General features: G+C 65.7%; 27 protein-coding genes. 13 read left to right on the top strand and 14 right to left on the bottom strand.

Annotated features, from left to right (window positions below):
• Positions 1–75 precede the first annotated feature (75 nt).
• From EHH60_RS19385 to EHH60_RS19410, 6 genes are all read right to left on the bottom strand, one after another.
• The gene (locus EHH60_RS19385; protein WP_124161048.1) at positions 76–378 is read right to left on the bottom strand and encodes a copper-binding protein; all 303 of its coding nucleotides are present in this window, start codon (positions 376–378) and stop codon (positions 76–78) included.
• Between the two features lie 15 nt (positions 379–393).
• Positions 394–849 carry a cupredoxin domain-containing protein gene (locus EHH60_RS19390; RefSeq protein WP_199751605.1) on the bottom strand — a complete coding sequence of 152 codons (456 nt, stop codon included), beginning with the start codon at positions 847–849 and terminating at the stop codon, positions 394–396.
• Positions 850–881: 32 nt separating this feature from the next.
• The gene (locus tag EHH60_RS19395) at positions 882–2,216 is read right to left on the bottom strand and encodes a copper oxidase (RefSeq protein WP_124161050.1); all 1,335 of its coding nucleotides are present in this window, start codon (positions 2,214–2,216) and stop codon (positions 882–884) included.
• A 13-nt stretch (positions 2,217–2,229) separates the two neighbouring features.
• On the bottom strand, positions 2,230–3,654 hold the full coding sequence (locus tag EHH60_RS19400) for a TolC family protein (protein WP_124161051.1): 1,425 nt from the start codon (positions 3,652–3,654) through the stop codon (positions 2,230–2,232).
• Between the two features lie 9 nt (positions 3,655–3,663).
• The gene (locus EHH60_RS19405) at positions 3,664–3,945 is read right to left on the bottom strand and encodes a hypothetical protein (RefSeq protein WP_124161052.1); all 282 of its coding nucleotides are present in this window, start codon (positions 3,943–3,945) and stop codon (positions 3,664–3,666) included.
• Positions 3,946–4,018: 73 nt separating this feature from the next.
• Positions 4,019–4,462 carry a hypothetical protein gene (locus EHH60_RS19410; protein WP_124161053.1) on the bottom strand — a complete coding sequence of 148 codons (444 nt, stop codon included), beginning with the start codon at positions 4,460–4,462 and terminating at the stop codon, positions 4,019–4,021.
• Positions 4,463–4,614: 152 nt separating this feature from the next.
• Here EHH60_RS19410 and EHH60_RS19415 point away from each other — a divergent pair, with 152 nt between their 5' ends.
• On the top strand, positions 4,615–5,880 hold the full coding sequence (locus EHH60_RS19415) for an MFS transporter (RefSeq protein WP_124161054.1): 1,266 nt from the start codon (positions 4,615–4,617) through the stop codon (positions 5,878–5,880).
• A gap of 44 nt (positions 5,881–5,924) precedes the next feature.
• On the opposite strand, the gene EHH60_RS19420 is transcribed toward EHH60_RS19415, so the two are convergent.
• Positions 5,925–6,566 (bottom strand): TetR/AcrR family transcriptional regulator, encoded by a 642-nt coding sequence (locus EHH60_RS19420; protein ID WP_124161055.1) that lies wholly within the window; start codon positions 6,564–6,566, stop codon positions 5,925–5,927.
• Between the two features lie 251 nt (positions 6,567–6,817).
• Here EHH60_RS19420 and EHH60_RS19425 point away from each other — a divergent pair, with 251 nt between their 5' ends.
• Genes EHH60_RS19425 through EHH60_RS19435 form a run of 3 tightly spaced genes read left to right on the top strand, consistent with a single transcriptional unit; the run spans position 6,818 to position 10,621 of the window.
• Positions 6,818–7,315, top strand: a complete 498-nt coding sequence (locus tag EHH60_RS19425) for a (2Fe-2S)-binding protein (RefSeq protein ID WP_124161056.1) — start codon at positions 6,818–6,820, stop codon at positions 7,313–7,315.
• Complete coding sequence (locus tag EHH60_RS19430; protein WP_124161057.1) at positions 7,312–8,367, top strand: FAD binding domain-containing protein; 1,056 nt, start codon at positions 7,312–7,314, stop codon at positions 8,365–8,367. Before EHH60_RS19425 ends, EHH60_RS19430 begins: the two co-directional genes overlap by 4 nt.
• The gene (locus EHH60_RS19435) at positions 8,360–10,621 is read left to right on the top strand and encodes a xanthine dehydrogenase family protein molybdopterin-binding subunit (RefSeq protein WP_124161058.1); all 2,262 of its coding nucleotides are present in this window, start codon (positions 8,360–8,362) and stop codon (positions 10,619–10,621) included. Before EHH60_RS19430 ends, EHH60_RS19435 begins: the two co-directional genes overlap by 8 nt.
• Positions 10,622–10,663: 42 nt before the next feature.
• On the opposite strand, the gene EHH60_RS37600 is transcribed toward EHH60_RS19435, so the two are convergent.
• A complete protein-coding gene (locus EHH60_RS37600) occupies positions 10,664–10,816 on the bottom strand; it encodes a hypothetical protein (protein WP_199751607.1) in 153 nt (50 codons plus the stop codon).
• Between the two features lie 187 nt (positions 10,817–11,003).
• A complete protein-coding gene (locus tag EHH60_RS19440) occupies positions 11,004–11,552 on the bottom strand; it encodes a cupin domain-containing protein (protein ID WP_028180135.1) in 549 nt (182 codons plus the stop codon).
• A gap of 147 nt (positions 11,553–11,699) precedes the next feature.
• Here EHH60_RS19440 and aptA point away from each other — a divergent pair, with 147 nt between their 5' ends.
• Together aptA and EHH60_RS19450 are read left to right on the top strand one after the other, a co-directional pair.
• Positions 11,700–13,028, top strand: coding sequence for an omega-aminotransferase AptA (aptA, locus tag EHH60_RS19445; RefSeq protein ID WP_124161059.1), 1,329 nt, complete (start codon positions 11,700–11,702; stop codon positions 13,026–13,028).
• A gap of 70 nt (positions 13,029–13,098) precedes the next feature.
• Positions 13,099–14,364, top strand: a complete 1,266-nt coding sequence (locus EHH60_RS19450; protein ID WP_124161060.1) for a D-amino acid dehydrogenase — start codon at positions 13,099–13,101, stop codon at positions 14,362–14,364.
• A 120-nt stretch (positions 14,365–14,484) separates the two neighbouring features.
• Here EHH60_RS19450 and EHH60_RS19455 read toward each other — a convergent pair whose 3' ends face one another.
• Positions 14,485–15,135, bottom strand: a complete 651-nt coding sequence (locus tag EHH60_RS19455; protein ID WP_199751608.1) for a helix-turn-helix domain-containing protein — start codon at positions 15,133–15,135, stop codon at positions 14,485–14,487.
• A gap of 179 nt (positions 15,136–15,314) precedes the next feature.
• Between EHH60_RS19455 and EHH60_RS19460 the strand changes: the two genes are divergently transcribed.
• Genes EHH60_RS19460 through EHH60_RS19475 form a run of 4 tightly spaced genes read left to right on the top strand, consistent with a single transcriptional unit; the run spans position 15,315 to position 18,782 of the window.
• Positions 15,315–16,073: an ABC transporter substrate-binding protein gene (locus tag EHH60_RS19460; protein ID WP_124161062.1), complete on the top strand. Its 759-nt coding sequence runs from the start codon at positions 15,315–15,317 to the stop codon at positions 16,071–16,073.
• A gap of 31 nt (positions 16,074–16,104) precedes the next feature.
• On the top strand, positions 16,105–16,758 hold the full coding sequence (locus EHH60_RS19465) for an amino acid ABC transporter permease (protein ID WP_061879382.1): 654 nt from the start codon (positions 16,105–16,107) through the stop codon (positions 16,756–16,758).
• The gene (locus tag EHH60_RS19470) at positions 16,755–17,486 is read left to right on the top strand and encodes an amino acid ABC transporter ATP-binding protein (RefSeq protein WP_124161063.1); all 732 of its coding nucleotides are present in this window, start codon (positions 16,755–16,757) and stop codon (positions 17,484–17,486) included. The genes EHH60_RS19465 and EHH60_RS19470 overlap by 4 nt, the downstream gene beginning before the upstream one ends.
• A 12-nt stretch (positions 17,487–17,498) precedes the next feature.
• The gene (locus EHH60_RS19475; RefSeq protein ID WP_124161064.1) at positions 17,499–18,782 is read left to right on the top strand and encodes an NAD(P)/FAD-dependent oxidoreductase; all 1,284 of its coding nucleotides are present in this window, start codon (positions 17,499–17,501) and stop codon (positions 18,780–18,782) included.
• 53 nt (positions 18,783–18,835) lie between these two features.
• On the opposite strand, the gene EHH60_RS37605 is transcribed toward EHH60_RS19475, so the two are convergent.
• Complete coding sequence (locus EHH60_RS37605) at positions 18,836–19,054, bottom strand: hypothetical protein (protein ID WP_199751611.1); 219 nt, start codon at positions 19,052–19,054, stop codon at positions 18,836–18,838.
• A gap of 157 nt (positions 19,055–19,211) precedes the next feature.
• The gene (locus tag EHH60_RS19485) at positions 19,212–20,801 is read right to left on the bottom strand and encodes a gamma-glutamyltransferase family protein (RefSeq protein WP_124161066.1); all 1,590 of its coding nucleotides are present in this window, start codon (positions 20,799–20,801) and stop codon (positions 19,212–19,214) included.
• 127 nt (positions 20,802–20,928) lie between these two features.
• Between EHH60_RS19485 and EHH60_RS19490 the strand changes: the two genes are divergently transcribed.
• Complete coding sequence (locus EHH60_RS19490) at positions 20,929–21,702, top strand: enoyl-CoA hydratase-related protein (RefSeq protein ID WP_124161067.1); 774 nt, start codon at positions 20,929–20,931, stop codon at positions 21,700–21,702.
• Between the two features lie 144 nt (positions 21,703–21,846).
• Here EHH60_RS19490 and EHH60_RS37610 read toward each other — a convergent pair whose 3' ends face one another.
• Complete coding sequence (locus tag EHH60_RS37610; protein WP_199751614.1) at positions 21,847–22,023, bottom strand: hypothetical protein; 177 nt, start codon at positions 22,021–22,023, stop codon at positions 21,847–21,849.
• Between the two features lie 9 nt (positions 22,024–22,032).
• Entirely contained in the window at positions 22,033–22,266 is a 234-nt protein-coding gene (locus EHH60_RS19500) for a DUF6894 family protein (RefSeq protein WP_124161069.1), read from the bottom strand.
• 200 nt (positions 22,267–22,466) lie between these two features.
• Between EHH60_RS19500 and EHH60_RS19505 the strand changes: the two genes are divergently transcribed.
• A complete protein-coding gene (locus tag EHH60_RS19505; protein ID WP_124161070.1) occupies positions 22,467–24,539 on the top strand; it encodes a PQQ-dependent sugar dehydrogenase in 2,073 nt (690 codons plus the stop codon).
• The gene (locus EHH60_RS19510; RefSeq protein ID WP_199751617.1) at positions 24,496–25,437 is read left to right on the top strand and encodes an SMP-30/gluconolactonase/LRE family protein; all 942 of its coding nucleotides are present in this window, start codon (positions 24,496–24,498) and stop codon (positions 25,435–25,437) included. The genes EHH60_RS19505 and EHH60_RS19510 overlap by 44 nt, the downstream gene beginning before the upstream one ends.
• The last annotated feature ends 56 nt before the right edge of the window (positions 25,438–25,493 follow it).

Here is a 25,493-nt window from a genome sequence, read left to right on the forward strand (position 1 = left end):
GCGCACCTGAGAATCTCGAGATTCCGGGTCTGGTCCTGCGGACCATCCCGGAATGACGGGGCAGGGGGCAAGGCCCTACTTCGCCTTCTGCATCTTGGTCACGGTGTACCCCGACGCCGCTTCCTCGGCCTCGAAGGTGATCTTGTCGCCGACCTTCACCTGCTTGAGCATGGCGGGATCCTTGACGCGATAGACCATGGTCATCGGCTCCTCCATGCCGAGGCTCTTCGCCGGTCCGTGCTTGAGCGTGATCTTGCCGGCGCCCTCGTCGATCTTCTTGACCTCGCCGCTGATCACGGCGCCCTCGGCTGCGAGCGTTACGGTCGCAAGGCCAATGCTCAGTGCCAGTGCAGCAACGATACCAATGATGCGGTTCATGAGAGTCTCCATTGCTTACTTCACGGTGACCTGGCCGACCATGCCGTATTCGCGATGGTCGGGAATGAGGCACGAATATTCGAAGGTGCCGCGCTTGCTGAACTTCCAGAGGATCTCGGCCGTCTTTTTTGGAGCAAGCCGCGCCGCATTGGGCTCGTCGTGCTCCATGTGCGGATGCTTCTTCATCTGATCCGCATGCGCGAGGTTCTCCTTGGTCGTGGCCAGCAGGAATTCGTGGTCCTCCTTGCCGACGTTGCGCAGCACGAATCGGATCTGCTCGCCGCGCTTCACCTCGATTTTCGCGGGCGTGTAGTCCATCTCATTCATCAGAATTTCGATGGTGCGTGCGGGCTTCTTGGGATCGCCGGGCTCGCCGGCCGAAAAGGTCGCGTGCCCGTGCTTGTCATGGGCAAGGGCCGGCGCGGTCGAAAGCGCAGCCAGTGCGAGGCCGAGCGTGATAGTGGTCTTCATCCTGGTCTCCGGTTGTTCGTTCATTGAAACGCTCACATCTTCATGTTCTTCATCGGCGCTCCCGGCTTCTGCCGAGCCGGCTCGATGGCGGGTGCGGCCACTTCGTAGGCGACGGTGCCTCGCGGGAATTTGTACGGCCCGGGATCGCGGTAATCGTCGCGCGCGAGGTCCTCGCGGATCTTCATCACCGTGAACATGCCGCCCATCTCGATCGGCCCGAACTGGCCGGTGCCGGTCATCATCGGCAGCGTGTTGTCGGGCGCAGGCATCTCCATGTTGCCCATGGCCATGCCGGTCGAGCCCATGGCCATGCCGTCAGGCGCAAGCTTGCCGACGGCCTTGGCGAGGTCTTTGCGCGACACGCCGATGAGATTGCGCACATCGTGTCCCATCGCGTTCATGGTGTGGTGCGACTTGTGGCAGTGGAACGCCCAATCGCCGGGATTGTCGGCGAGCACGTCGAACACCCTGACAGCGCCGACCGGCACGTCGGTGGTCGTTTCGGGGATCTGTGCGCTCTCCGGGATCCAGCCGCCGTCGGTGCAGGTCACCGCAAAGCTGTGGCCATGCAGATGGATCGGATGGTTGGTCATGCTGAGATTGCCGATGCGCACGCGCACCTTGTCGCCGAGCCGGACCGGCAGGGAATCGATGCCGGGAAATACCCGCGCATTCCAGGTCCACATGTTGAAGTCGGTCATCTCGTTGACATGCGGCAGATAGGTGCCGGGGTCGACGCGGTAGGTGCTCATCACGAAGACGAAGTCTCTGTCGACCGGTCGGAAGCTCTGGTCGCGCGGATGCACGACGACCATGCCCATCATGCCCATCGCCATCTGCACCATCTCGTCGGAATGCGGGTGGTACATGAAGGTTCCGCTTTTCTTCATCTCGAATTCGTAGACGAAGGTCTTGCCCGGCTGGATGTGCGGCTGGGTCAGTCCGCCGACACCGTCCATGCCGCTCGGAATGATCATGCCGTGCCAGTGCACGGTGGTGTATTCGGGCAGTCTGTTGGTGACGAAGATGCGGAGCTTGTCGCCCTCGACCGCTTCGATGGTCGGGCCCGGCGACTGGCCATTGTAGCCCCACAGATTCACCTTCATGCCCTCGGCGAATTCCCGCACCACCGGTTCGGCGACGAGATGGAATTCCTTCCAGTCGCCGTTCATGCGGAACGGCAACGACCAGCCGTTCAGCGTGACCACTGGCCGGTAGTCGGGCCCGCTGATCGGATGCAGCGGCGGCTGCATCACCACCTTGTCCATGGTGGGCGCTTCCGGAATCGAAGCGGCTTGCACACGGCCGCTGATGGCCGACGCGCCGGCAAGCGCCGCGCTGCCTAAGAATCCTCGCCGGGAAAACATGCTGGCCTCCATCTCAGTGGCCGCCGGCGGCAGGCGCTGCCGCGGCGATGGTGGTTGGACTGTCGCCGCCGGCCGTCGGCACGCCGCCGCCGTTGACGGCAGTCTGCAAATCGGCCTGGGCGAGAAAGAACCGTTGCCTGGCATCGATCGCGCCGCGCAGCGACGCCAGGCGCTGTCGCGCCTCGGTGAGGAGCGCGAAAATGTCGACCTGCATGCTGGAGAAGCGCAGCTGCATCTCCTCGGTGATGATCTTCCGCAAGGGGATGATCTCGCGCTGGTAATGGCCGGCGATGTCGTAGGTGGAGCGATAGACACGATAGGCATCGCGCGCTTCGGAGCGAACATTCACCGCGCGCTCGGTCAGGCGGTTGAAGGCGAGATTGTAGGTTTCGGCGGCCTGCCGCACCCGCACCTCGCCGCCGTCGAAGATCGGGATCTGGAACTGCACGTCGAAGCCGCGTTCGCGGAACGGCGGCCCTTCCGGATCCTGGGTGCGCCGGGAGATGCCGGCGAGATCGAGCAGTGTCACGAAGCGCGTCGCCTCGGTGAGGTTCAGGGCTTTCGCCAGCGCCGCCAGCTCAAGCCGTGCAATCTGCAGGTCGATGCGGTGCGCCACGGCATCGACCTCGATCGAGGGCAAGGCCTGCGGCCGACGCGGCAGCGGCGGCATTTGATCGGGGAGGCGGAAGTCGAGACCGTCGTCCCACAGCCCCATCAGGCGCGCCAGCCTTTCGCGCGCGCTCGTCGCCGCCTGACGCGCTGTTGCGAGGTCGGCGGTGGTTTCGGCATAGAACACCTGCTCGCGGGCCTGGTCGAGCTTGTTGAGCGAGCCGGTTTCGCCGAGCTTGACCGCGAGCTGCGCGGTGGATTCCGCCGTGGCCTTCGCGTCCGTCAGCAGCGCGACCATCTCATTGGCGGCAACAGTGCGGATATAGGCGCGGCGGACGTCGGCGGCGAGTCGCAGCGTCGCCAGGGCCGCGCGTAACTGCGCTCCGCGGAAGCGGTCGCGGGCGATATCGGAGCGGAACGGCAGGGTGGCCAGCGCGAGGATGTCGCCGACCACCTGGCGCTCGATCTCGCTGGCGCCGTTGCCCGTGATGCGCGAAACCGCGAACACCGGATTGGGCGGCAGGCTCTGCTCGACGAGATCGGTCTCGGCCAGCGCCAGCTCGTTATAAACGGCTTGCAGTCCCTTGTTGTTGAGCAGCGCGATCTGCACGGCGGCATCCGCGCTCAGCGTCCGCGACAACAGCTGGCGAACGCGCGCGTCGACCGCGCTGGCGCCCTCGGCCGTTCGCACGAAGGCGACGTCCTTGTTGATGGTCTGGCTCGTCAGATCCGAGACGGCAGTCATCCCGCCGTCGGGCCAGAACGCGGCGCAGCCGGAAACGCTGAGCGCAATGAGGACGAGCAGGCCCGGCGCAAGATGGCGTGTCATGGCGCGTTCCTACCGGTCTTGCTTCGGCTGCGGCGTCACAGCGTCGTTGCGGCCTCGCCATGGCGCCGGCGTCGCAGGGCGCAGGCTGGTATAGGGCGCAATGGTCGAGCGGTAGCCGATGCGTGCCACTTTTGCCGCCGGATCTGCGGGATCGGCGCTGGCGACTTGTGTCGTTGCCGGCATGCAGCCGGACAGCCCCAGCGCAGCAAGGGCCAGCAGCAGCGAATTCAATCGAAACTGGCGTCCACCCACCGCAGATGCGGCGGACTTCGCCCCCGAAAGCGTGAACATCACTCATCCCTGATCTGGAGACCACAGGTTCGCGCGCGCAAAAGCGCGCTCGGCCCGAAATCGTCGCGTCAGATCAGGCGATGGGGGGGCGGTAGTGCACGGGCGGCGCCGCGCTGTGCAGGCTGGCCACGAGTTCGGGCGCACAGGCGGAGACGGGCAGCATCGGCGTGGCGACGCCGGGCAGATCGGCCGGCAGCGCGCTCACGCACATCATGGCGCAGCACGGTCCCACTGTTCCCGCGTCGCCGTGATGATGCGGAGCAGGCGCGTCCTGCGCGGCCGTCTGGTGGTGAGCGTGGGTTCCCGCGTGTTCGTGCGAGGCATCGCCATGCAGATGGCTGGTCGGCATCTGGTGATGCGCCGGCACGCGATCTGCGAGGAGTGCGTCGTCAAGGCACGGCGCAGGACCATCGCCCCAGGCAAGCGCCGCAGCCGGCGCGAGCACGCAGAACAGGTAGGCGAGGGCGATGATCCGCCCCACCCTGATCCGCATCGATCGCGTCAATCGCAGCAACATTCCGCCGGCATGGCTCTCCGCGCGGCAAAGGTGCACACGCGAATTGCAAACTAGTGGCAAATTGCGCGGTCGCCAAGCGCCTTCTTACCGCAGTGCACCGCGCATGCCCAATATCGCGCCACAATGCTTGACCCTGCGGCGATCCGCGGGCCATGTTCCGGCCCGTGCACGCGCCAAATCATCCAGGACAGACGCCTCAATCATTCAGCCCTGATTCCCGTCAGGCCTGGATGCGGCTCGTCATTGCACTTGTGATCGGCTCGATCGGCGCCGTCGGCATGTGGGCGGTCGTGGTCGTGATTCCCGTAGTGCAGGCCGAATTCGGCGCCACGCGCGGCGCGGTGTCGCTGGCCTTCACCCTCATGATGTTCGGCTTCGGGCTGGGTGGCGTGATCGCCGGCAAGATCACCGACCGGTTCGGCATCGTGCCGGCCATGGCGATCAGCATCGCCTTCCTCGGCGTCGCCAACGTGCTCGCGGGCCTGTCCAGCCACCTCTGGCAGTTCGTGGCGGCCTACTTCCTCATCGGGCTCGGCACCTCCGCGACCTTCGCGCCGCTGATGGCCGAAGCCTCGCACTGGTTCGAGCGCTATCGCGGATTGGCGGTGACCATCGTCGCCAGCGGCAACTATGTCGCCGGCACGATGTGGCCGCCGATTGTGAGTTGGGGCACGCAGGAGATCGGCTGGCGCTACACCCATATCGGCATCGGCATCGTCTGCGCCGGCCTGATGACGGTGCTGGTGCTGATTCTGCGGGCGCAGATGGGGCGCGACACCCTCCACGATCATGCCAACGCACCGCCGCCGCGGGTCGATCTCAGGCTGTCGACCAACACGCTGACCGTGCTGCTCTCGATCGCCAGCATCTCCTGCTGCGTCGCCATGGCGATGCCGCAGGTGCATATCGTGGCCTATTGCGGCGATCTCGGCTATGGCGTGGCGCGGGGCGCCGAGATGCTGTCCTTGATGATGGGCTGCGGCATCATCAGCCGGATCGGCTCCGGCTATCTCGCCGACAAGATCGGCGGCATCCGCACGCTGCTCGTCGGATCGCTGGCGCAGGGGTTCGCGCTGGTGTTCTATCTGTTCTTCGACAGCCTGACCTCGCTGTATCTGATCTCCGCGATGTTCGGCCTGTTCCAGGGCGGCATCGTGCCGAGCTACGCCATCATCGTGCGTGAGGCGATGCCGGCGAGCGAGGCGGCGACGCGCGTCGGCATCGTGATCTTCGCCTCCGTGTTCGGCATGTCCTTCGGCGGCTGGGTGTCGGGCGTCATCTTCGATGCCACCGGCTCCTATGCCGCGGCGTTCGCGAACGGCGTGGCGTGGAATGCGCTGAACATCGGCATCGTCGTTCTGCTGCTGATTCGCGCGCGGATGAGCGCGACGAAGACCGGCCCGGGTTTTGCGACTTAGGCCGCCTGCCCGGCCTTAGGCTGTGGTGACCTTGCCGCCGCCGGTTATCGCTTTTGCTTCGCGACCTTCTTCCCAGGTTTGGCGATGGCGCGCGGCCTGGCTTTCATAGCGGCCTGCACCCTCAAGCCGTCGACGAACACGTCGAGCAGGCGCAGCGCCGTCGCCTGCCAGCCGGGCTGGTCGTGCACGTAGCACATGCCGAAGAAGGCGCGCAGCAGATCCTCGGGGTTGATGTCGGCGCGCATCTCGCCGGCTGCAACCGCACGGTCCAGCAGCGAGCCGATCGCCTTGGTCAGACGCTCGAAGGAGAAGGCATGCAGCTCCGACCCGCTCTGCACCGCGAGCGCCAGTGCCGCCATCATCCCCTTCTTGGTCGCAACAAACTCGACTCCCGAGCGCAGCCAGCGCCGCAGCGCCTCGACCGGATCCTTCGCATTCTTCAATTGCTCGGCGAGCTCGCTGAGCTGCTCGACCTCGCGCCGGTACACCGCCTCGAACAATGCCTCGCGCGTCGGGAAATGCCGATACAGCGTGCCGATGCCGACGCCGGCGCGCTTTGCCACTGCTTCCAGGCTCGCCTCCGAACCGCCCGCATTGAACACCAGCTTCGCCGCTTCGAGCACGCGCTCGCGATTGCGCACGGCGTCGGCGCGGGGCTTTCGGGTCTGGTCGGTCTGGTCGTCCATGGCGCGCAATGTAGATCACGAATTGGTTAGATTGAACCCTTCTTGAACCCTTGGGGCGCTGCATCGCGTTGGTGACGCACGCGCTTTTGACGAATTCCAGATTTTTCCGGGCGGCCCTTGTTAAGCGGAGGCCGCCTCCGTATCTTCGTTCGAGCGCCGGCCGCATCATGTTCGGGCGGCGCTATTCGACAGCGGTCACGGCGGTGGCGCGCTGGGCGATGACTCATGTCCATATCTGATGGGAGCCTTGTATGAACCACTCCATCAGCCTCACCGTGAACGGTGCGCGGCGCGATTTCGTTCTCGACGATCCGCGCGTCACGCTGCTCGATCTCCTGCGTGAGCGCCTCCATCTGACCGGAACCAAGAAGGGATGCGACCGCGGCCAGTGCGGCGCCTGCACCATCCTCGTCGACGGTAAGCGCATCAATTCCTGCCTCGCGCTCGCGATCAGCCACGACGGCGCCGACATCCTCACCATCGAAGGTGTCGCACGCGGCGACCAGCTTCACCCGGTACAGGCTGCCTTCATCGCCCATGACGGCTTTCAGTGCGGCTTCTGCACGCCCGGCCAGATCATGAGCGCGATCGGCATGATGCGCGAAGGCCAGACCGGCAATGACCCTGAACGCGTCCGCGAATGCATGAGCGGCAATCTCTGCCGCTGCGGCGCCTATGCCGGCATCGTCGATGCCGTGCTCGACGCCCAAGGACAGATGGACGAATCCAACCAGAGGCGCTCCGCATGAAACCGTTCGATTATGTCAGGCCGGCCTCGGTTGCAGAAGCGGTCGCCGCCGCCGCTCAGCCCGGCGCTGTCTTCCTTGCCGCCGGCACCAATCTGCTCGATCTGATGAAGGGCGGCGTCAGCCGTCCGGATCGGCTGGTCGATGTCACGCATCTCGATGGCCTCGACCAAATCGAGACTCTCGCCGACGGCAGTGTGCGTATCGGCGCACTCGTCAGCAACGCCGATCTCGCGCATGACGCGACCTTTGCAAAATCCTATCCGGCCGTCGCCGAAGCCCTGCTCTCCGGCGCGTCAGCTCAGTTGCGCAATGCCGCAACCGTCGGCGGTAATCTGTTGCAACGGACACGCTGCGCGTATTTCTACGACACCGCCAGCCGCTGCAACAAGCGCGAGGCCGGGAGCGGCTGCGACGCCCGCGACGGCGAGAACCGCAGCCATGCCGTGCTCGGCTGGAGCGAGAGCTGCATCGCCACGCATCCGTCCGACTTCTGCGTCCCGCTGGTCGCGCTCGACGCCGTCGTCGAGATCGAGGGCAGCAATGGCCGGCGCGAGATCGCGCTGGATCAACTGCATCGCCTGCCGGACGATGCGCCCGAGCGCGAGTCCGCGCTCGAGCCCGGCGATCTCATCGTCGCGGTGCGCCTGCCGCCGGCGGCGCGCGCGTTTGCGTCGCATGCGCGCTATCTGAAGGTGCGCGAGAGAACGTCTTATGCCTTCGCCATCGTCTCGGCGGCCGCCGCTCTGCGGATCGAGAACGGCAAGATCGCGGAGGCGCGGCTTGCACTCGGTGGTGTCGCCGCAAAGCCCTGGCGCGCTCGCGCGGCGGAGGACGTGCTCAGGAATGTCGCGCCCACGGCAGACGCGTTCCAGGAGGCGGCCTGGCGGGCGCTCGAGGGCGCAAAACCGTCCGGCGACAATGCCTTCAAGATCGAGCTCGCGCGCCGTATCGTCGTGCGCGCGCTGCTACTCGCGGCCGCCGGCACGCCTGCGCGTATCCCCGCGCTGCCGGCCTCTCCCTTTGCCTCGATCTCCGGAGCCATCCATGCCTGAGCTCAACCTCACCAGCGCGCCCGCCCATCTCAGGCACGGCTCGAATATCGGCCAGCCGCTGACCCGCCGTGACGGCATCCTCAAGGTCACGGGACAGGCGACCTATGCCGCCGACAATCATCCGCCCGGCATGCTGTTCGCGGTGATCGCCGTATCCAGCATCGCGCGTGGCCGCGTGACTTCGCTTAATGTCGCCGCGGCCAAGCGCCATCCCGGCGTCGTCGACGTCATGACGCCGGACCACAAGCCGCAGCTCGCGATCGATCCGGAGATCAAGACCAATCCGTTCGTGTTCCGGATGGAAGCGTTGCACAGCAACGAAGTCCGTTACGCCAACCAGCCTATCGCGGTCGTGATCGCGGAGACGCTGGAGGCGGCCACGGAAGGCGCGGCGCTGCTGGCGCCTCGCTACGAGACCCTGCCTCCGCTGGTCGGCCTCGACGCCGGCGAGAGTTTCGTGCCGCCCGTTGTCGGCGTCGGAAACCCCGCCGAAAATCACCGCGGCGATGTCGAGGCGGGCCTTGCCTCGGCCGAGAAGCGGATCGACGCGACTTACGAGACGCCGCCGCAATATCACAACGCGATGGAGCCGCATGCGATCGTGGTTCAATGGGATGGCGACAGGCTGTCCGTGGACATGCCGACCCAGGGTCTGATGCTGTCGCTGGCGCGCATTGCCGAACTGTTCGGCATCGCGCACGACAAGATCCACATTCGCAGTCCCTTCCTCGGCGGCGGCTTCGGCTCCAAGGGGCTGATGGGCGGTCCGCCGGTCCTCGGTATCATGGCCGCCAAGCTCGTCGGCAAGCCGGTCAAACTGGTGCTGCGCCGTGAGCAGATGTACGGCCCGGTCGGCCATCGCGCGCCGACGCGTCAGAGACTACGCATTGGCGCCGATGGCGAGGGACGTCTGACCGCGCTCGATCACCATGCGCGGACCGTGTCGAGCACGTTCGACGATTTCTACGAGCCGGCCGCCGATGCCTCGCACACGCTCTATGCGGCGCCTGCGATCCGCACCTCGCATGACGCCGTGCGCGTCAACACCGGCACGCCGCTGTTCATGCGCGCGCCGGGTGAGGCGACCGGCTCGATCACGCTCGAAAGCGCGATCGACGAGATGGCCTGGGCCTGCGGCATGGATCCGCTGGCCTTCCGCCTGAAGAACTACGCCGAGGTCGAGCCGATGACGGGCAGACCGTTCTCCTCCAAGGCGCTGCGAGCCTGTTACGAGCAGGGCGCAGCGCGCTTCGGCTGGGCGAAGCGGTTGCTGCAGCCGCGGCAGATGCGCGACGATGCCGGCCTTCTGGTCGGCTGGGGCATGGGGACCGCGACCTTCCCGGCGCTGATGTTCCAGGCCGAAGCCCGGGCGGCGATCCGCCGCGACGGCTCCGGCGTGATGGAAATCGGCGCGCACGATATGGGGCAGGGCGCCTGGACGGCGCTCGCCCAGATCGCCGCCGACGGTCTTGGCCTCGATGTCGACCGCGTGGAGTTCAAGGCGGGGACGTCAGACCTGCCGGATGCCGGCATTGCCGGTGGCTCGGCGCACACGGCCACCGCCGGTGCGGCGATCCACAGTGCCGGAGCGGCCGTGATTGCCAGGCTCGCCGATCTCGCCACCAATGACGAACGCTCGCCGTTGTTCGGCGCCGGCAATGCCGGCGTGATCGCGCGCGATGGCAGGTTGATCCGTCGCGACGACGAGAGCCGCAGCGAGAGCTATTCCGAGATCCTGGCGCGAGCCGGCGTCGCCGAGGTCGAGGCGCGCGGCACCGGCGCGCCGAACCCTGCCGCGATGGAGGAATATGCGATGCACGCCCACGGCGCGGTGTTCGCGGAAGTGAAGGTCGATCCCGAGCTCGGCCAGGTCCGCGTCACCCGCATGGTCGGGGCCTTCGCGGCCGGGCGCATCGTCAATCCGCGCATGGTGCAGAGCCAACTGTTCGGCGGCATGATCTGGGGCATGTCGTTCGCGCTGCACGAGGAGGCCATCACCGACCGGCGCAGCGGACGGATCATGAACGCCAATCTCGGTGAGTACCACATCCCGGTGAATGCCGACGTGCCGCCATTCGACGTGATCACGGTCGAGGAGCACGATCCGCATGTGAATGCGCTCGGCATCAAGGGCGTCGGCGAGATTGGCATCACCGGCAGCGCCGGTGCGGTCGCCAACGCGGTCTGGCACGCAACCGGCGTGCGCGTCCGCCGCTTTCCGATCCGGATCGAGGAGTTGCTGACGCAGCTTTGAGGGATAGGGCGGGGCGGAATCTTCTCGCTCCGCCGCGTCTCGTTAATGCAGCTTCTTGCGGATCGCCTTGAGCGCCTCTCGCTGCGTTTCGATGTATTCGGCGATGGCCTTGCGCAACTCGCGCGAATGGAGCTTGTCGGCGTCGCGCTGGACTTCGTCGAGCGCAGCTTCTGCATTGGCGAGCGTGATCTTCATCTGCGAGCCCTGTTACGAAGCGGCCCCGGAGTGCCTCGGCATCCGGGCGATAACCTCAGCACCTTTTGCGCCAGGCTGCTCGGCTATGGTTCGCAATATATAGCGGTGCGGCCCGCGGAAATTGAGATGGCTCAAGCTCCGTAAGAAACCGGTGAGTCCGTAAGAGTCCGGATATCTTGTCGCGCCTTCAGAACGTCGGCGGCGTGCAGGCCGAGATCACCTCGCACGGCTTGCCGCCGACGCAGCGGAAGCGATGCGGACGGCGGCTCTCGAAATAATAGGCATCGCCGGGATTGAGGATGCGGCGCTCGTCCTCGACGGTGACCTCGAGCTTGCCAGAGATCACGATGCCGCCTTCCTCGCCCTCATGGACGAGGTGGACGCGGCCGGTGTCGCTGCCGGGCTCATAGCGCTCCTTCAGGATCTGCAGGCTACGGCCGAACAGATTGTCGCCGACCTGCCGGTAGGAGATCGGCTTCTTGCCGACCTCCGTCAGCTCCTCGGCACGGTAGAAGATCTTGCGCCTGGACTCCGGCTCCAGCGCGAAGAACTCGGCGAGTCCCATCGGGATGCCGTCGAGGATGCGCTTGAGCGCCCCGACCGAGGGGTTCATCTGGTTGGATTCGATCAGCGAGATCGTCGAATTGGTGACGCCCGCGCGCTTGGCCAGCTCGCGCTGCGACAGCTTGTGGCGCGCCCGGATGAATCGCAGCCGTCCACCGATGTCGACGCTCATAGCCCAAGCCCTGTTGCAGGTGTTGCGGATCGCGCAAATATGCACCGGCAGCCCCAGTCGAATCAATGGCTTGCAGGTCGCCAGAAAAGGACTTGTTGCGGTTCCGAAACCGTGGCTCAGCTATGGGGTCAGCAAAGGAGCGCGGCCGTGACCCTTCATCAGATTCCGAACACCATCAAGACCGATTCGTACTGGATGCCGTTCACGGCCAACCGGCAGTTCAAGAAGTCGCCGCGTCTGTTTTCCTCGGCCGAGGGCATGTACTACACCAGTGTCGACGGCCGCCAGGTGATCGACGGCTCGGCCGGCCTCTGGTGCGTCAATGCCGGCCACGGCCGCAAGCAGATCGCTGCCGCCGTCGAGCGCCAGCTGATGACGCTGGACTTCGCGCCGTCGTTCCAGATGGGCCATCCGCTGGCATTCGACTTCGCCGAGCGTCTCGCCGAGATCGCCCCGAAGGGTCTCGACCGCGTCTTCTTCACCAATTCCGGCTCCGAGTCGGTCGACACCGCGCTGAAGATCGCGCTCGCCTATCACCGCGCCAACGGACAGGCGAGCCGCACCCGCCTGATCGGCCGCGAGCGCGGCTATCACGGTGTCGGCTTCGGCGGCACCTCGGTCGGCGGCATGGTCGCCAACCGCCGCGCCTTCACCACCCTGCTGCCGGGCGTCGATCACATCCGCCACACCCATGATCTCACCCGCAATGCCTTCGCTAAGGACCTGCCCGAGCATGGCGCCGAGCTCGCCGACGATCTCGAGCGTCTGGTCGCCCTGCACGGCGCCGAGACGATCGCCGCCGTCATCGTCGAGCCGGTGCCGGGTTCGACCGCGGTGCTGCCGCCGCCCAAGAACTATCTCCAGCGCCTGCGCGCGATCTGCGACAAGCACGGCATCCTCTTGATTTTCGACGAGGTCATCACCGGATTCGGCCGCCTTGGCACGCCGTTCGCCGCCAACTTCTTCGGCGTCACGCCGGACCTGATGACGACCGCCAAGGGCATCACCAACGGCACCGTGCCCTGCGGCGCGGTGTTCGCCAGCCGCAAGATCTACGACGGCATGATGAACGGCCCGGAGAACCAGATCGAGCTGTTCCACGGCTACACCTATTCGGCGCATCCGGTGGCGTGTGCCGCCGGCATCGCGACCCTCGACATCTACAAGGACGAGGGCCTGCTCACGCGCGGTGCCTCGCTCGCCGAATACTGGCGCGATGCGCTGCATTCGCTGAAGGGGCTGCCGAACGTGGTCGACATCCGCAACTGCGGCCTGATGGGTGCGGTCGAGCTCGCACCGCGCGACGGCGCGGTCGGCGCGCGCGGCTATGACATGCTGGTCGAATGCTTCAACAGCGGCCTCTATCTTCGCACCGGCGGCGACTCCGTCGCGATGTCGCCTCCGCTCATCGTCGAGAAGAGCCACATCGACCAGATGGTCTCGATCCTCGGCGACGCCATCAAGAAGGTGGCCTGATAATTGCTCTCGCCGTTGCGAGTTGTTTCCTTGCAGCGGCGAGCGTGATGCCGCGGGAGTTTGACGAAGCGTGAAAGTTCTGATCCTCGGCAGCGGTGTCATCGGTGTCACCTCTGCCTACTACCTCGCACGTGCCGGTCATGACGTGACGGTCGTCGACCGTCAGCCCGAGCCGGCACTGGAGACCTCTTTCGCCAATGCCGGCGAGGTGTCGCCGGGCTATTCCTCGCCCTGGGCCGGCCCCGGCGTGCCGGTGAAGGCGGTCAAGTGGCTCTTGATGAAGCACGGCCCGCTGGTGATCCGGCCGAAGCTCGATCCTGTCATGTGGGTCTGGCTGCTCAAGATGCTGCGCAACTGCACCAGCGAGCGCTACGCCGTCAACAAGAGCCGGATGATTCCGATCGCGGAATACAGCCGCGATTGCCTGCGCGACCTGCGCCGCGACATCGGCATCCAGTATGACGATCGCGCGCAAGGCACGCTGCAGCTGTTCCGCTACCAGGCGCAGCTCGACGGCACCGGCGAAGACATCGCGGTGCTCAAGCAATACGGCGTGCCCTTCGAGGTGCTGAGCCGCGAGGGCTGCATTGCTGTCGAGCCGGCGCTCGGCGGCGTGAAGGAAAAGTTCGTCGGCGGCCTTCGTCTGCCGCAGGACGAGACCGGCGACTGCCACATGTTCACGCAGTCACTCGCCAAGCACGCCCAGGCGCTCGGCGTGCGCTTCATGTTCAACACCGGCATCGATCGCATCGTCACCGACGGCGCGCGCGTCAGCGGCGTCGCGACCAGTGCCGGCCTGTTGCAGGCAGATAGTTACGTGCTCGCGCTCGGCAGCTATTCGTCGCAGATGGTCGCGCCGCTCGGCATCTCGCTGCCGGTCTATCCGGTGAAGGGCTATTCGATCACGGTGCCGATCAACGACGCCTCCGGCGCGCCGGAATCGACCGTGATGGACGAGAGCTACAAGGTCGCGATCACCCGCCTCGGCGATCGCATCCGCGTCGGCGGCACCGCCGAAATCTCGGGCTTCTCGGACAAGCTCTACGATGCGCGCCGCGCCACGCTCGATCATTCGCTGACCGACCTGTTCCCGCGCGGCGGCGATCTCGCCAAGGCGACGTTCTGGAGCGGCCTGCGCCCGATGACGCCGGACGGCCCGCCCGTGATCGGCCCGACGCACTACGCCAATCTCCTCCTCAACACCGGCCACGGCACGCTCGGCTGGACCATGTCCTGCGGCTCGGGCCGCGTGCTCGCCGACATGCTGTCGGGCAGGAAGCCGGACATCGACGTCAGCGCGCTGACGGTGGATCGGTACAAGCACCGGTTCGGCTAGACTCTATCCACGTCATTGCGAGCGCAGCGAAGCAATCCAGTAACTGTCCGCGGTGACAGTCTGGATTTGCTTCGTCGCAAGGGCTCCTCGCAATGACGGGTGGTTACGTTGCGAACAGCGCTACCCGGCCCCCGTCACGCAATTCACCCACAGCACCACGGACTTCGCATCGTTCGCCGGATTTGAAAACCGGTGCGGCCTTCGGCTCGCGAAGCGAAAACTGTCGCCGCTCTTCAGCGACCACGTCTCGCTGTCGACCGTCAGCATCATCTCGCCTTCGAGCACGAGGCCGGCTTCTTCACCATCATGAGTGTAGAGTTCGTCCCCGGTGGAGCCGCCGGGCTCCAGATGCACCAGGAACAGGTTGAGCTTGTTGTCGGCGCTGGCCGGGCTCAGCAACTGTTTTGACACGCCGGTGCGCCAGAGCTTCAACTCCGGGCGTTGCAGGCCGCGCGTCACCACCTGGTCGGATGCGCCGTCGGCGCTCGGGCTCGCGCCGAACAGCGCGGCGATCCCGACGCCGAGCATGTCGGCGAGCGTTGCCAGCACGCGCAGCGACGGCGAGGACAGCCCGCGCTCGATCTGGCTGAGGAAGCCGATCGACAGGTCCGTCCGCGCAGCAACCGTTTCCAGCGAGAATTGCCTGACCCGCCTGAGATCCCTGATGCGGCGGCCGACGGCGACGTCCATCGCCGGCTCGGCCACTTTGGCGACGGCTTTCACCTTGGCCGGCTTTTTCCTGGCCGGCTTTGCGGCGGCAGGTTTGCGCATTCTTTTGCCACCGCTCACGCCAACCGCTTCCTTCATGTGCATGAAAACCGCTTGCATCGATCGCGAAAGTGTGACCAAATTTTCATATTGGTGAAAATAGGCCGAAATGGCTTGGCTCGCAACGTCTGATCACGACAATCGCGAGCGCCGCCACCGGCCGGACCCAAAGGGGGAATGCGATGAAGCGTTTTGTTCAGGCCGCAGTCGCGGCGCTCGCGATTGCCGCAGCAGTGCCGGCTTCGGCGCAACAAGTGCTGAAGGTCGGCTCGACGCCCACGGGCATTCCCTTCACCTTCCTCGACACCAAGACCAACACCATCCAGGGCATCATGGTCGATCTCATCACCGAGGTCGGCAAGGATGCCGGCTTCAACGTGCAGATCGAGCCGATGCAGTTTTCGGCACTGATCCCGTCGCTGACATCGAGCAAGATCGACATCATTGCGGCTGCGATGTTCATCACGCCGCCGCGCAAGGAGGTCGTCGACTTCTCCGACCCGATCTACAGCTACGGCGAGGGCCTCGTGGTGCCGAAGAGCGACACCAAGGCCTACGCCACGCAGGACGATCTGAAGGGCGAGACGGTCGGCGCCCAGGTCGGCACCGCCTTCGTCGACGCGCTGAAGAAGACCGGCCTGTTCGCCGAAGTGAAGGCCTACGACACCATTCCCGACATCCTGCGCGACGTGAACACCGGCCGCCTCAAGGCCGGCTACGCCGATTATCCGATCCTCGCCTACAATCTGAAGCAGGGCGGCTTCCCCGAGGTGCGCCTGGTCGACGGCTACAAGCCGGTCACGGTCGGCTCGGTCGGCATCGGCGTGCGCAAGGGCGAGACCGCGCTGCTCGGCAAGATCAATGTCTCGCTCGCGAAGCTCAAAGCCAACGGCACCATCGACAAGATCCTCGATAAATGGGGCCTGAAGGCGCAGGGTTGATCGTCAGCGTCTGATCGATGAAGGCTGCCCGATGAAAGGCTTCTGGCACGACGCCGTCGAGTTCTTCCCGATCCTGATGAATGGCGTCGCGCTGACGATCGTCGTCACGATCGGCTCGCTGCTGCTCTCGACGGTGCTGGGCCTCGTCTGGGCGATGATGCGGGTCTCCGGCATCAAGGCGCTGTCGATGCTCAGCGCCAGCCTGATCAACGTGATCCGCGGCATCCCGATCATCGTGCTGTTGTTCTACCTCTATTTCGTGATGCCCGATCTCGGCGTCACGCTGTCGGCGCTGCAGGCCGCGATCCTCGGGCTCGGCATCGCCTATTCGGCCTACCAGGCCGAGAATTTCCGCGCCGGCATCGAGGCGATCGACAAGGGCCAGATCGAGGCGGCGCAGTCGATCGGCATGGGCTGGTGGCTCACCATGCGGCGCGTGGTGCTGCCGCAGGCCGTGCGCATCGTGCTGCCGCCCTACGGCAATGTCATGATCATGATGCTGAAAGACTCCTCGCAAGCTTCGACCATCACGGTCGCCGAGCTCGCGCTGCAAGGCAAGCTGATCGCGTCCTCGACCTTCAAGAACACCAGCGTGTTCACGCTGGTGGCGCTGATGTATCTCACCATGAGCATTCCGCTGATCCTCTTGGTCCGTCACTTCGAGAAGCGGGCCGGCAAGCGATGATCGAGCTGAACGACGTCCACAAGAGCTTCGGCAAGGTCGAGGTGCTCAAGGGCATCACGGACTCTGTCCAGAAGGGCGAGGTGGTCTGCATCATCGGGCCCTCCGGCTCCGGCAAGTCGACCATCCTGCGTTGCATCAACGGACTGGAGAGCTATGACCGCGGCGAGATCAGCGTCGAGGGCCTGAAGGTCGACCGTGAGTCGCCCTCGATCGTGAACATCCGCACCCAGGTCTCGATGGTGTTTCAGCGCTTCAATCTGTTCCCGCATCGCACGGTGCTGGAGAACGTGGTCGAGGGACCGCTCTACGTGAAGAAGGAGCCGCGCGCCGCCGCATTCGAGCGCGGCCGCGCGCTGCTCGCCCAGGTCGGACTCGCGGAAAAGGCCGACGCGCATCCGCCGCAGCTCTCCGGCGGCCAACAGCAGCGCGTCGCGATCGCGCGTGCACTTGCGATGCAGCCCAAGGCAATCCTGTTCGACGAGCCGACCTCGGCGCTCGACCCCGAGCTCGTCGGCGACGTGCTTGGCGTCATGCGCAAGCTCGCCGACGACGGTATGACCATGGTCGTCGTCACCCACGAGATGGGCTTTGCCCGCGACGTCGCCGACCGTGTGCTGTTCATCGACGGCGGCGTCATCGTCGAGCAGGGGCCGGCCAAGGCGCTGCTCAATCAGCCGCAGCATCCGCGCACGCAGGACTTCCTGCGCCGTGTGCTGCATCCGCTCTGACCGGACCTCGCCATGACGCGCCTGCCTCTGCCGCCCTCGCTCTATGCCGACACCGCCGTCGCGCCGGTTGCCACGCCGCCGCTCGACGTCGACAAAAATGTTTCCGTCGCGATCGTCGGCGGCGGCTACACCGGCCTGTCCACCGCGTTGCATCTCGCCGAGCAGGGTGTCGAGGCGATCGTGCTGGAAGCGCAGGAGCCCGGCTGGGGCGCGTCGGGCAACAACGGCGGCCACACCAATCCGGGCCTGAAGCACGACCCCGATCAGATCGAAGCCGATTTCGGCGCGGAGCTCGGTCGCCGCATGATCGAATTCGCCTACGGCACCACCAACTTCACGCATGATCTGATCCGCCGCTTCCAGATCCCGTGCGAGGCGCGCCAGAACGGCACGCTACGCGCGGCCTACAACGAAGCGAGCGCCGCCGCGATCGAGAAGACCGCGCAGCAATGCATCCGCCGCGGCATGCCGGTGACATATCTCAATCGCGAGCAGCTCCGCGAGATGACCGGCACCGATCGTTACATCGGGGCCATGCTGGATAGAAGCGGTGGTGACCTGCATCCGCTGAGCTACGCCCGCGGTCTCGCGCGCGCGGCAATCTCCGCCGGCGCAAAGGTCTTTGGCGAGACACCGGCATTGTCGCTGCGCCGCGACGGCTCGCGCTGGCGCATCGAGACGCCACGCGCGGTGGTGCACGCGGAAAAAGTGCTGCTCGCCACCAACGGCTTCACCGATGATCTCTGGCCGGCGCTCCGCCGCACCATCGTGCCCATGTTCTCCTCGGTCGCCGCCACCGCGCCGCTGCCTGACGCTGTCGCCCGCTCGATCATGCCGACCCGTCCCGTGCTCTACGAGAGCGGCCACATCACGGTCTACTACCGCATCGATCAGCAGAACCGCCTGTTGATGGGCGGGCGCGGTCCGATGCGCTGGATCAAATCGCCCGACGACGTCGCCTATCTGATGCGATATGCCGAGAGACTGTGGCCGCAGCTGAAGGGCGTCGCCTGGACGCACGGCTGGAATAGCCGCCTCGCTATCACCGCGGATCATTACCCCCACGTGCATGAGCCCGCGGAAAACATCCTGATCTCGCTCGGCTGCAACGGCCGCGGCGTTGCGCTCTCGACCGCGATGGGCGCGCAGCTCGCCCGCCGTCTGATCGGCGGGCCGAAGGCGGAGATCGATATGCCCATCACCGGCATCAAGCCGATCCCGATGCACGCGTTCTGGCCCGTTGGCGTGACGACCGCAGTGATCGCGGGCCGCGTGCGCGACCGGCTCGGCATATGAAGAAGGCGCCGCCCGCTTCTAGGGCGACGCCTTGCTGCGTTTCGGATCAAGCCTCAGCAGCGAGCCTGCTTCCACAGGCCGGGCGGGCAGCCGTAACCGCGCCAGCCGACCTTGCGCCCATGGTGCCATCCGGGCGGCGTGCCATGGTAATGATGGCCCATCTTATGACCATGACCATGACCGCCACCATGGCCGCCCTTGGCCAGTACAGGGCTTGTCAGTGTGAGGCCAGCCGCAACGATCAGCGACGCGGCGAGCGCAAGTTTCTTCATTGTGTCCTCCAGTGGGGCGAGCGCACTTGTCCATTCAATGAACGAACGATGTGCAGCTAGGTTCCCTGCAAATGTGGAGGAGTCGTGACGCTCGCGCTGATGCGCAAGCGCGCATCGGCTCAACGCGCGCTGGCATTATCTCGCAGCGGTGCGTCCCTCAGCCTTCCGCCACCGCATCGGCCCAAGGCTGGAAGATCTCGACCGCGCCGGAATTCGTGTCGCCCTCGCGCATCACCACGCTCGGGCAGGCGAATTTCTGCGGCAACGTCTGCACGCGGCTCTCTTCATAGTCGAAGCGTGCGGCCAGGGCTTTGCGCACCTCAGCCGGCAGCCGCGCATCGCCAATCACGATTGCGCCCTCGCTGGCGTCAATGCGCGGCTGGTGAATGGCGGCATCGAGATCCATGCCGAAATCCATCGCAAAGGACACGAGCTGCGTCACCGCCGGAAGGATGCGGCGGCCGCCGGAGGCGCCGACCGCGAGCCGCTTGCCATCCTTCGTCTCCGCGATGACGGGCGTGTAGTTGCAGAGGCAGCGCTTGCCGGGCGCAAGCGAGTTGGTCGTGCCCGGCGTCGGATCGAACCACATGATGCCGTTGTTCATGGCGATGCCGGTGTGCGGCGTGACGTATCTCGAGCCGAACGACGAGAGCAGCGTCTGCGTCACCGCGGCGATGTTGCCGTGGCGGTCAACCACGGAGAAATGCGTGGTGCAGGCGGGCGCCAGATATTCGGCACCGAGCGAGCGCTTGCCGTCGGCATCGCCCATGTCCTTGAGCCGCTCGCGGAAGGCAGCCTGCAGGGCGAGCGCATATTCGGCATAGGCGGCCGCGTCCGGCGTGCCTGCCGGCTTCAAATTCTGCTGCAGCAGGCGCAGCGCATGCGCCATGGTCGGGCCGGCCGTGAGCTCCGGCGTCGCAAACACCTTGCCGCCGCGATACGGGATCGCCAGCGGCTCGCGCAGTTGCGCGCCGAAGGCGGCGAGGTCCTCGACCGACAGCGAACCGCCGTCGGCCTTGATGTCGGAGGCGATGCTCCTGGCGAGATCACCCTGATAGAAATCGCGCGGTCCGGCGTCGGCGAGATGCGACAGCGTTGCCTTCAGCGTATCCTGCGGCAGCCGCGTCTCGGCCTTGATACCCCATGGCGCGCTCGGTGGCAGCCCGTCCTTCAGGAATGCCGCCGCGCTCGCGGGATAGCGCCTGAGATCGGCGGCCGAGCCCGAGATCGTCACCGTGGTCCACCAATCGACCAGCAGGCCTTCGCCGGCGAGACTGGCTGCCGGCGCGACCAGATCCTTCCACGGCATTCTGGCGTAGCGGCGATGCGCCTCTTCCATCCCGGCGACGACGCCAGGCACGGCGATCGAACCGGGGCCGTGGATGTTGCGATCGTCCTTCACCCGCGGCCAGGGAAAGAGATCGGAGGCTGCGCCTTCGCCGCTGAGCGGGTAGTCGGCAGCACGCAGACTCTGTGGCGCACACATGCCGTAGTCGATCACCTCATAGCGATTTTCCTTGGCGCGGTAGAGCACCATCGCACCGCCGCCGCCGATGCCGCTGTTCCAGGGCTCCAGCACGTTCAGCGCCATGGTGGTTGCCACGATCGCGTCCACGCAGTCGCCGCCCGCCGCGAGCACCTGTGCCCCCACTTCGGCCGCTCGCCGCGATTGCGAGGCGACGATGCCGCCCTTGGAGGTGACGGCGAGCTTGCGGACGTTTTGGTTCAGGCTGAACTGATGAGGCATGATGTCGTCTTGATGTTCTGTGCTGTATTTTATGATGGCTTCGTTGCGCTGACTTGCTCCGCAATTGGCGAAGCGCGCGGACCATGGCACATTGCGGTCAACGAGAACATCAAAAGGGAGGCGCGGCATGGCTGGTGTGAAACAGGCGCGGGATGGCGCGGTCGGGATATTGACCCTCGACGAGCCGGCGAGCCTGAACGCAATGACGCCGGACCTGCTCGGCGCGCTCGCCGCCGCCGTCGCGGAGATGACGACGAAGGAGGACGTCCGCGCCCTCATCCTGACCGGAGCCGGGCGCGGCTTCTGCTCGGGCCAGAACCTGAAGGCCTCGGAGGCGCTCGGCGAGGATATCGCCGCTGGCGTCATGCGCTTCTACTGGCCGGCCTTCAAGGCCTTGCGCGAGTGCCGCGTGCCCGTCGTGGTCGCCGTCAATGGCGTGGCGGCGGGCGGCGGCTTTAGCCTGGCGATGGCCGGCGACATCATCGTTGCGGCGCGGTCGGCGAGCTTCATCCAGGTGTTCAGCCGTATCGCGCTGGTGCCCGATCTCGGCTCGACCTGGCTGCTGCCGCGGCTGGTCGGCCGGCAGCGCTCGCTCGAACTGATGCTGCTGAACGAGCCGCTGACGGCGGAACGCGCCCAGGAGATTGGGCTGGTGCGGCAGGTCGTCGACGATGCCAAGCTGATGGACGAGGCGCTGGGTCTGGCCCGCCGCCTCGCCGAGGGACCGACGCGCGCCCTGGTCGCAACGCGCGCGCTGATCGAGGAGAGCGAGCATGCGACCTACGAGGCGCAGTTCCGCCGCGAGATCGAACTCCAGGCCACGATCCGCAAGAGCGCAGACGCCGTCGAAGGCCGCAATGCCTTCATCGAGAAGCGCAAGGCGATGTTTACGGGGAGGTGAGGGAGGGGCTGCTCCGCAATCTCGTCATGCCCGGGCTTGACCCGGGCATCCACGTCTTTGCATCCCAGAACGTGGATGGCCGGGACAAGCCCGGCCATGACGATGCTAGGAAGATCGGTGGGAAAGCGGTGAACCCGACAGCGCTCAGCGCATGCGGTCCAGCCGGCCGGCCTGATGCTTGGCGTGCCATTTCGGACCAGGCCCGCGCATGTAGTGCAGCTCGGGGCGGTAGGGGTTGCCCGCGACACGGATCAGCGTCTGCCATTTGACGGCGACGAAGCTCAGGGGCTGGCGGAGGAGGCTCAGGGAAGCGATCAACATGGCATCACCTCAATGCGGCTTGCCGAGCATGGCGGTGAAGGGGAGATCGAAAATCTCCTCGCCATCGTCGTCGCTGACATGGATCACCCAGTCGCGCCAGTCTTCGGCACCGGGGGTCTGGATCATCGAGTTCATGATCTGGGCGGCGTGGTCGCGCGCCTCGGTCAGATTGGCGACGACGGCGCCATAGCGGTCGATCAGCGTGCCCTCGGTGTTGGAGCAGTGAAAATAGACCTGGACCATGAACGCCTCCTGTAGAAAGCGATTGGGATGGCAGATTGATACCACCTCTGGCATTCGCGAAACATTCGGGTCGAGCCCGGTAAGGGAATTTACGGAGGTTGGTCGCCACCAATGCCGCAACGGGTTTGATCACAGGCGGGTGATGACTGGACGCAGCACGGTCGTCATGGAACAAGCGTCCCGGGAAGAGGGGAGCCACCGTGAACCAGTTTACATTCGCAGGCGAACGGCGAGATCTGCGCTTGGTTGCTGCGGTGTTGGCCGGCGTGCTGCTCGGCTTCGTTCCGGCTTCGTCCGAACCGATCAGGAAGAGCGGCTATGCGATCGGCGCGGACGTTTGCGGCAGCGGCGATCTCGCTTTTCCCCGGATCCAGATCGACATGAAGGCGGAGTTTTGCGCCGGCCTCGTCGCCAGCGAAGAGGATCATCTCAAATTTCCGCGTGCGATCGTCCAGGTGCCGGGCCGCGACCTGTTCGTAGTGGCCGACATGGGCGGCTGGGGTCACGCCGATGGACGGCTGCTGCTGCTCGACCCGCACGCGCCACAGGGTCGGCGTTTCAACGAGCTATTGACCGATGTCGAATATCCGTTCGGGCTGGTGATCGGCCCCGACCGGAAGCTCTATGCCTCGACCGCGGAGACGATCTTCCGTTTCGATCCGCTCGCCGACAATCCGCGCGGCACGGTAGAGACCATCATCCGCCACATGCCCGGCCGGCGGATCAGCTTGCCCGACAGGACCAGGATCGACGAGAGCGCGCACCCGCTCAAGCCGTTCGTTTTTGACAGGAATGGGCGGCTCTTCGTCAATATCGGCTCGCATAGCGACGACTGCGTTACGCCCGCACCGATCACGAGGCCTTGCGCGGCCGCCGAGGGCGCGTCGGCGATGGCATCGATCTGGCTGTATACGCCGCCCGCAGGCGGCGTCTTCCCGGCATTGAAGCCTGGCGATCCCGATCCGCCGCACACCGTCTATGCGCGCGGCTTGCGCAATTCGATGGCGCTGGTGCTGCACCCGATGTTTCCGGATGCCGGTTACGCCTTCCTGCAGGCCGAGAACGGTCGCGATCTGCCTGACATCTTAAAGCCGAACGAGGAGATCAACGCGGTCGAGCAGGGCAGGCATTATGGCTGGCCCTATTGCTACGACCTGTCGACGCCGAGTCCCGAATTCAGGCTCGTGCTGCAATCGGGGATCTACAAATCGCTCTGCACGGCCAACGCGCTCTACAAGGCGCCGCTCTCGCTGCTGCCGCCACACGGTGCGCCGCTCGCGATGATGTACTATCACGGCGGCAAATTCCCGGAGCTTGATGGCAAGCTGCTGGTCGGCCTGCACGGCTATCGGCCGACCGGCAGCCGCCTGCTCGTCTATGACATCGACGATCACGGCTTTCCCAAACCTGCCCCGGCACCGGTGCGCTATCACGTCAGTTGCGCAGCCGACCCGACCCGCAGCTTCCAGACCGATACCGGCGAGGTCGCCGCTGCGCCGTTCCAGGAACTGATTGCAGGTTGGCATCGTGTCAATGGCGCGCGGCCGCAAGGCGCCCCGGTCGGCATGACGGTGGCCGAGGACGGCGCGATCTGGCTGGTCGAGGACAAGAACAAGACCGTGATCCGCATCGACCGCGCCGCGGGCGATGGGCCTCAGCCGCTCCCCTGCGACATGCGCAGCCAGGCCATGATCGACCAACTCGCGGCGTTCGTCGCCGGGGACGCGCAGAACAGCGCCCGGCTCACAATGCTGCGCAAGGGTCTCGTCGAGAAGCATTGTGTCGGCTGTCACTCCGATTTCGGTCTGACGCCGGGCCAATCGGAGACGGAGAAGGACGGGGCCGTGCTCCGCTTCATGCTGTCGCAAGACGGCTGGATCTATCCGGGCGATCCCGACGCCGGCAGGCTGCGCACGCGCCTGCGCGGCCTTGGCGCGGAGAAACTGATGCCGCCAGGCGGCGAGAGCCTGCCGAAGACCGAGCCCGGCTACAAACGTCTGCTGGATGCGGCGGATCTGCTCGTTGCGAAAATGGTTCCGGGCACGCGGATGCGGATCAAATCCGGTCCGCCGCAGCGCAAATTCTATGGCAGGACGAACAAGGAATGCGGCGAAATACCGGCCGCCAAGGTCGTTGTCGTGACACAAAAGCGCGCTGTAGACAAACCCGGCTTCAGCCGCTTCTTTCGGCCGGCCGATCCCTATCTGAATGGCGAGTGCACCGACGGCGATGGCTATTACATCCGGCAGGAATTTCTGGTGCCTGTGCGGTAGCGTTGTTCTCGTCATTGCGACCGCGTCCGCCCGGGCCGACACCAAGCTGTTCGAAAGCGTGCAGGTGACGCCTGCGGGCGAATACACGTTCGGCATCGAAGGGCCGGCCGCTGATCTCGACGGCAACCTCTACGTGGTCAATCTCGGCAAGCCCGGCACCATCGGCAGGCTGCCGGCCGGCGGCGCGGCGTCGGAGCCATTCACGGTGCTGCCCGAAGGCAGCGTCGGCAATGCCATCCGTTTCGATCGGAACGGCACCATGTTCATTGCCGACTACAAGAAGCACAACATCTTCGCGATTCCGAAGGGCGCGACCGAGCCGGCCGTCTGGTTTCACGCCGGCGACATGAACCAGCCGAACGACATCACCATCGCGCGCGACGGCACGATCTATGCGAGCGATCCGAACTGGAAGGGCCGCCAGGGACACATCTGGCGCATCGCCAAGGAAGCCGACGGTACGGTGCAGGGCCGGGTCATGGCTGCGCCGCGCGCGATGGGCACCACAAACGGCATCGATCTCAGCCCGGACGGCAGGACGCTCTATGTTGGCGAGTCCAGCAGCGGCCAGATCTGGTCCTATGCGATCAACGGCAACGAGCTCACCGGGGCAAAACTCGTCAAGTCGTTTCAGCCCGACACCGTCGACGGTCTGCGCACCGACGTTGCCGGCCGTCTCTATGTCGCGCGCATTCTCAAAGGCACGATCGCGCTGATGAAGCCCAGTGGCGCCGTCGAGCGGGAGGTCGCGCTGAAGGGCAAGGAGCCGACCAACCTCGCCTTCGGCGGCAGCGACGGCAAGACCGTCTTCGTCACTCAGCGCCAGGGTGGCTTCATCGAGTCCTTCCGCACTGACCAGCAGGGGCGCGAGCACTGCCTCCAGCGCGGACGCTGCTGAGCCCGGCCGTTCAAAGGCGGTCTCCTTGGCGTGCAGAACGGTGGGGGTGAGGGCGG

This window comes from Bradyrhizobium sp. RP6 (genome assembly GCF_003837805.1).
Classification (GTDB): Bacteria; Pseudomonadota; Alphaproteobacteria; order Rhizobiales; family Xanthobacteraceae; genus Bradyrhizobium.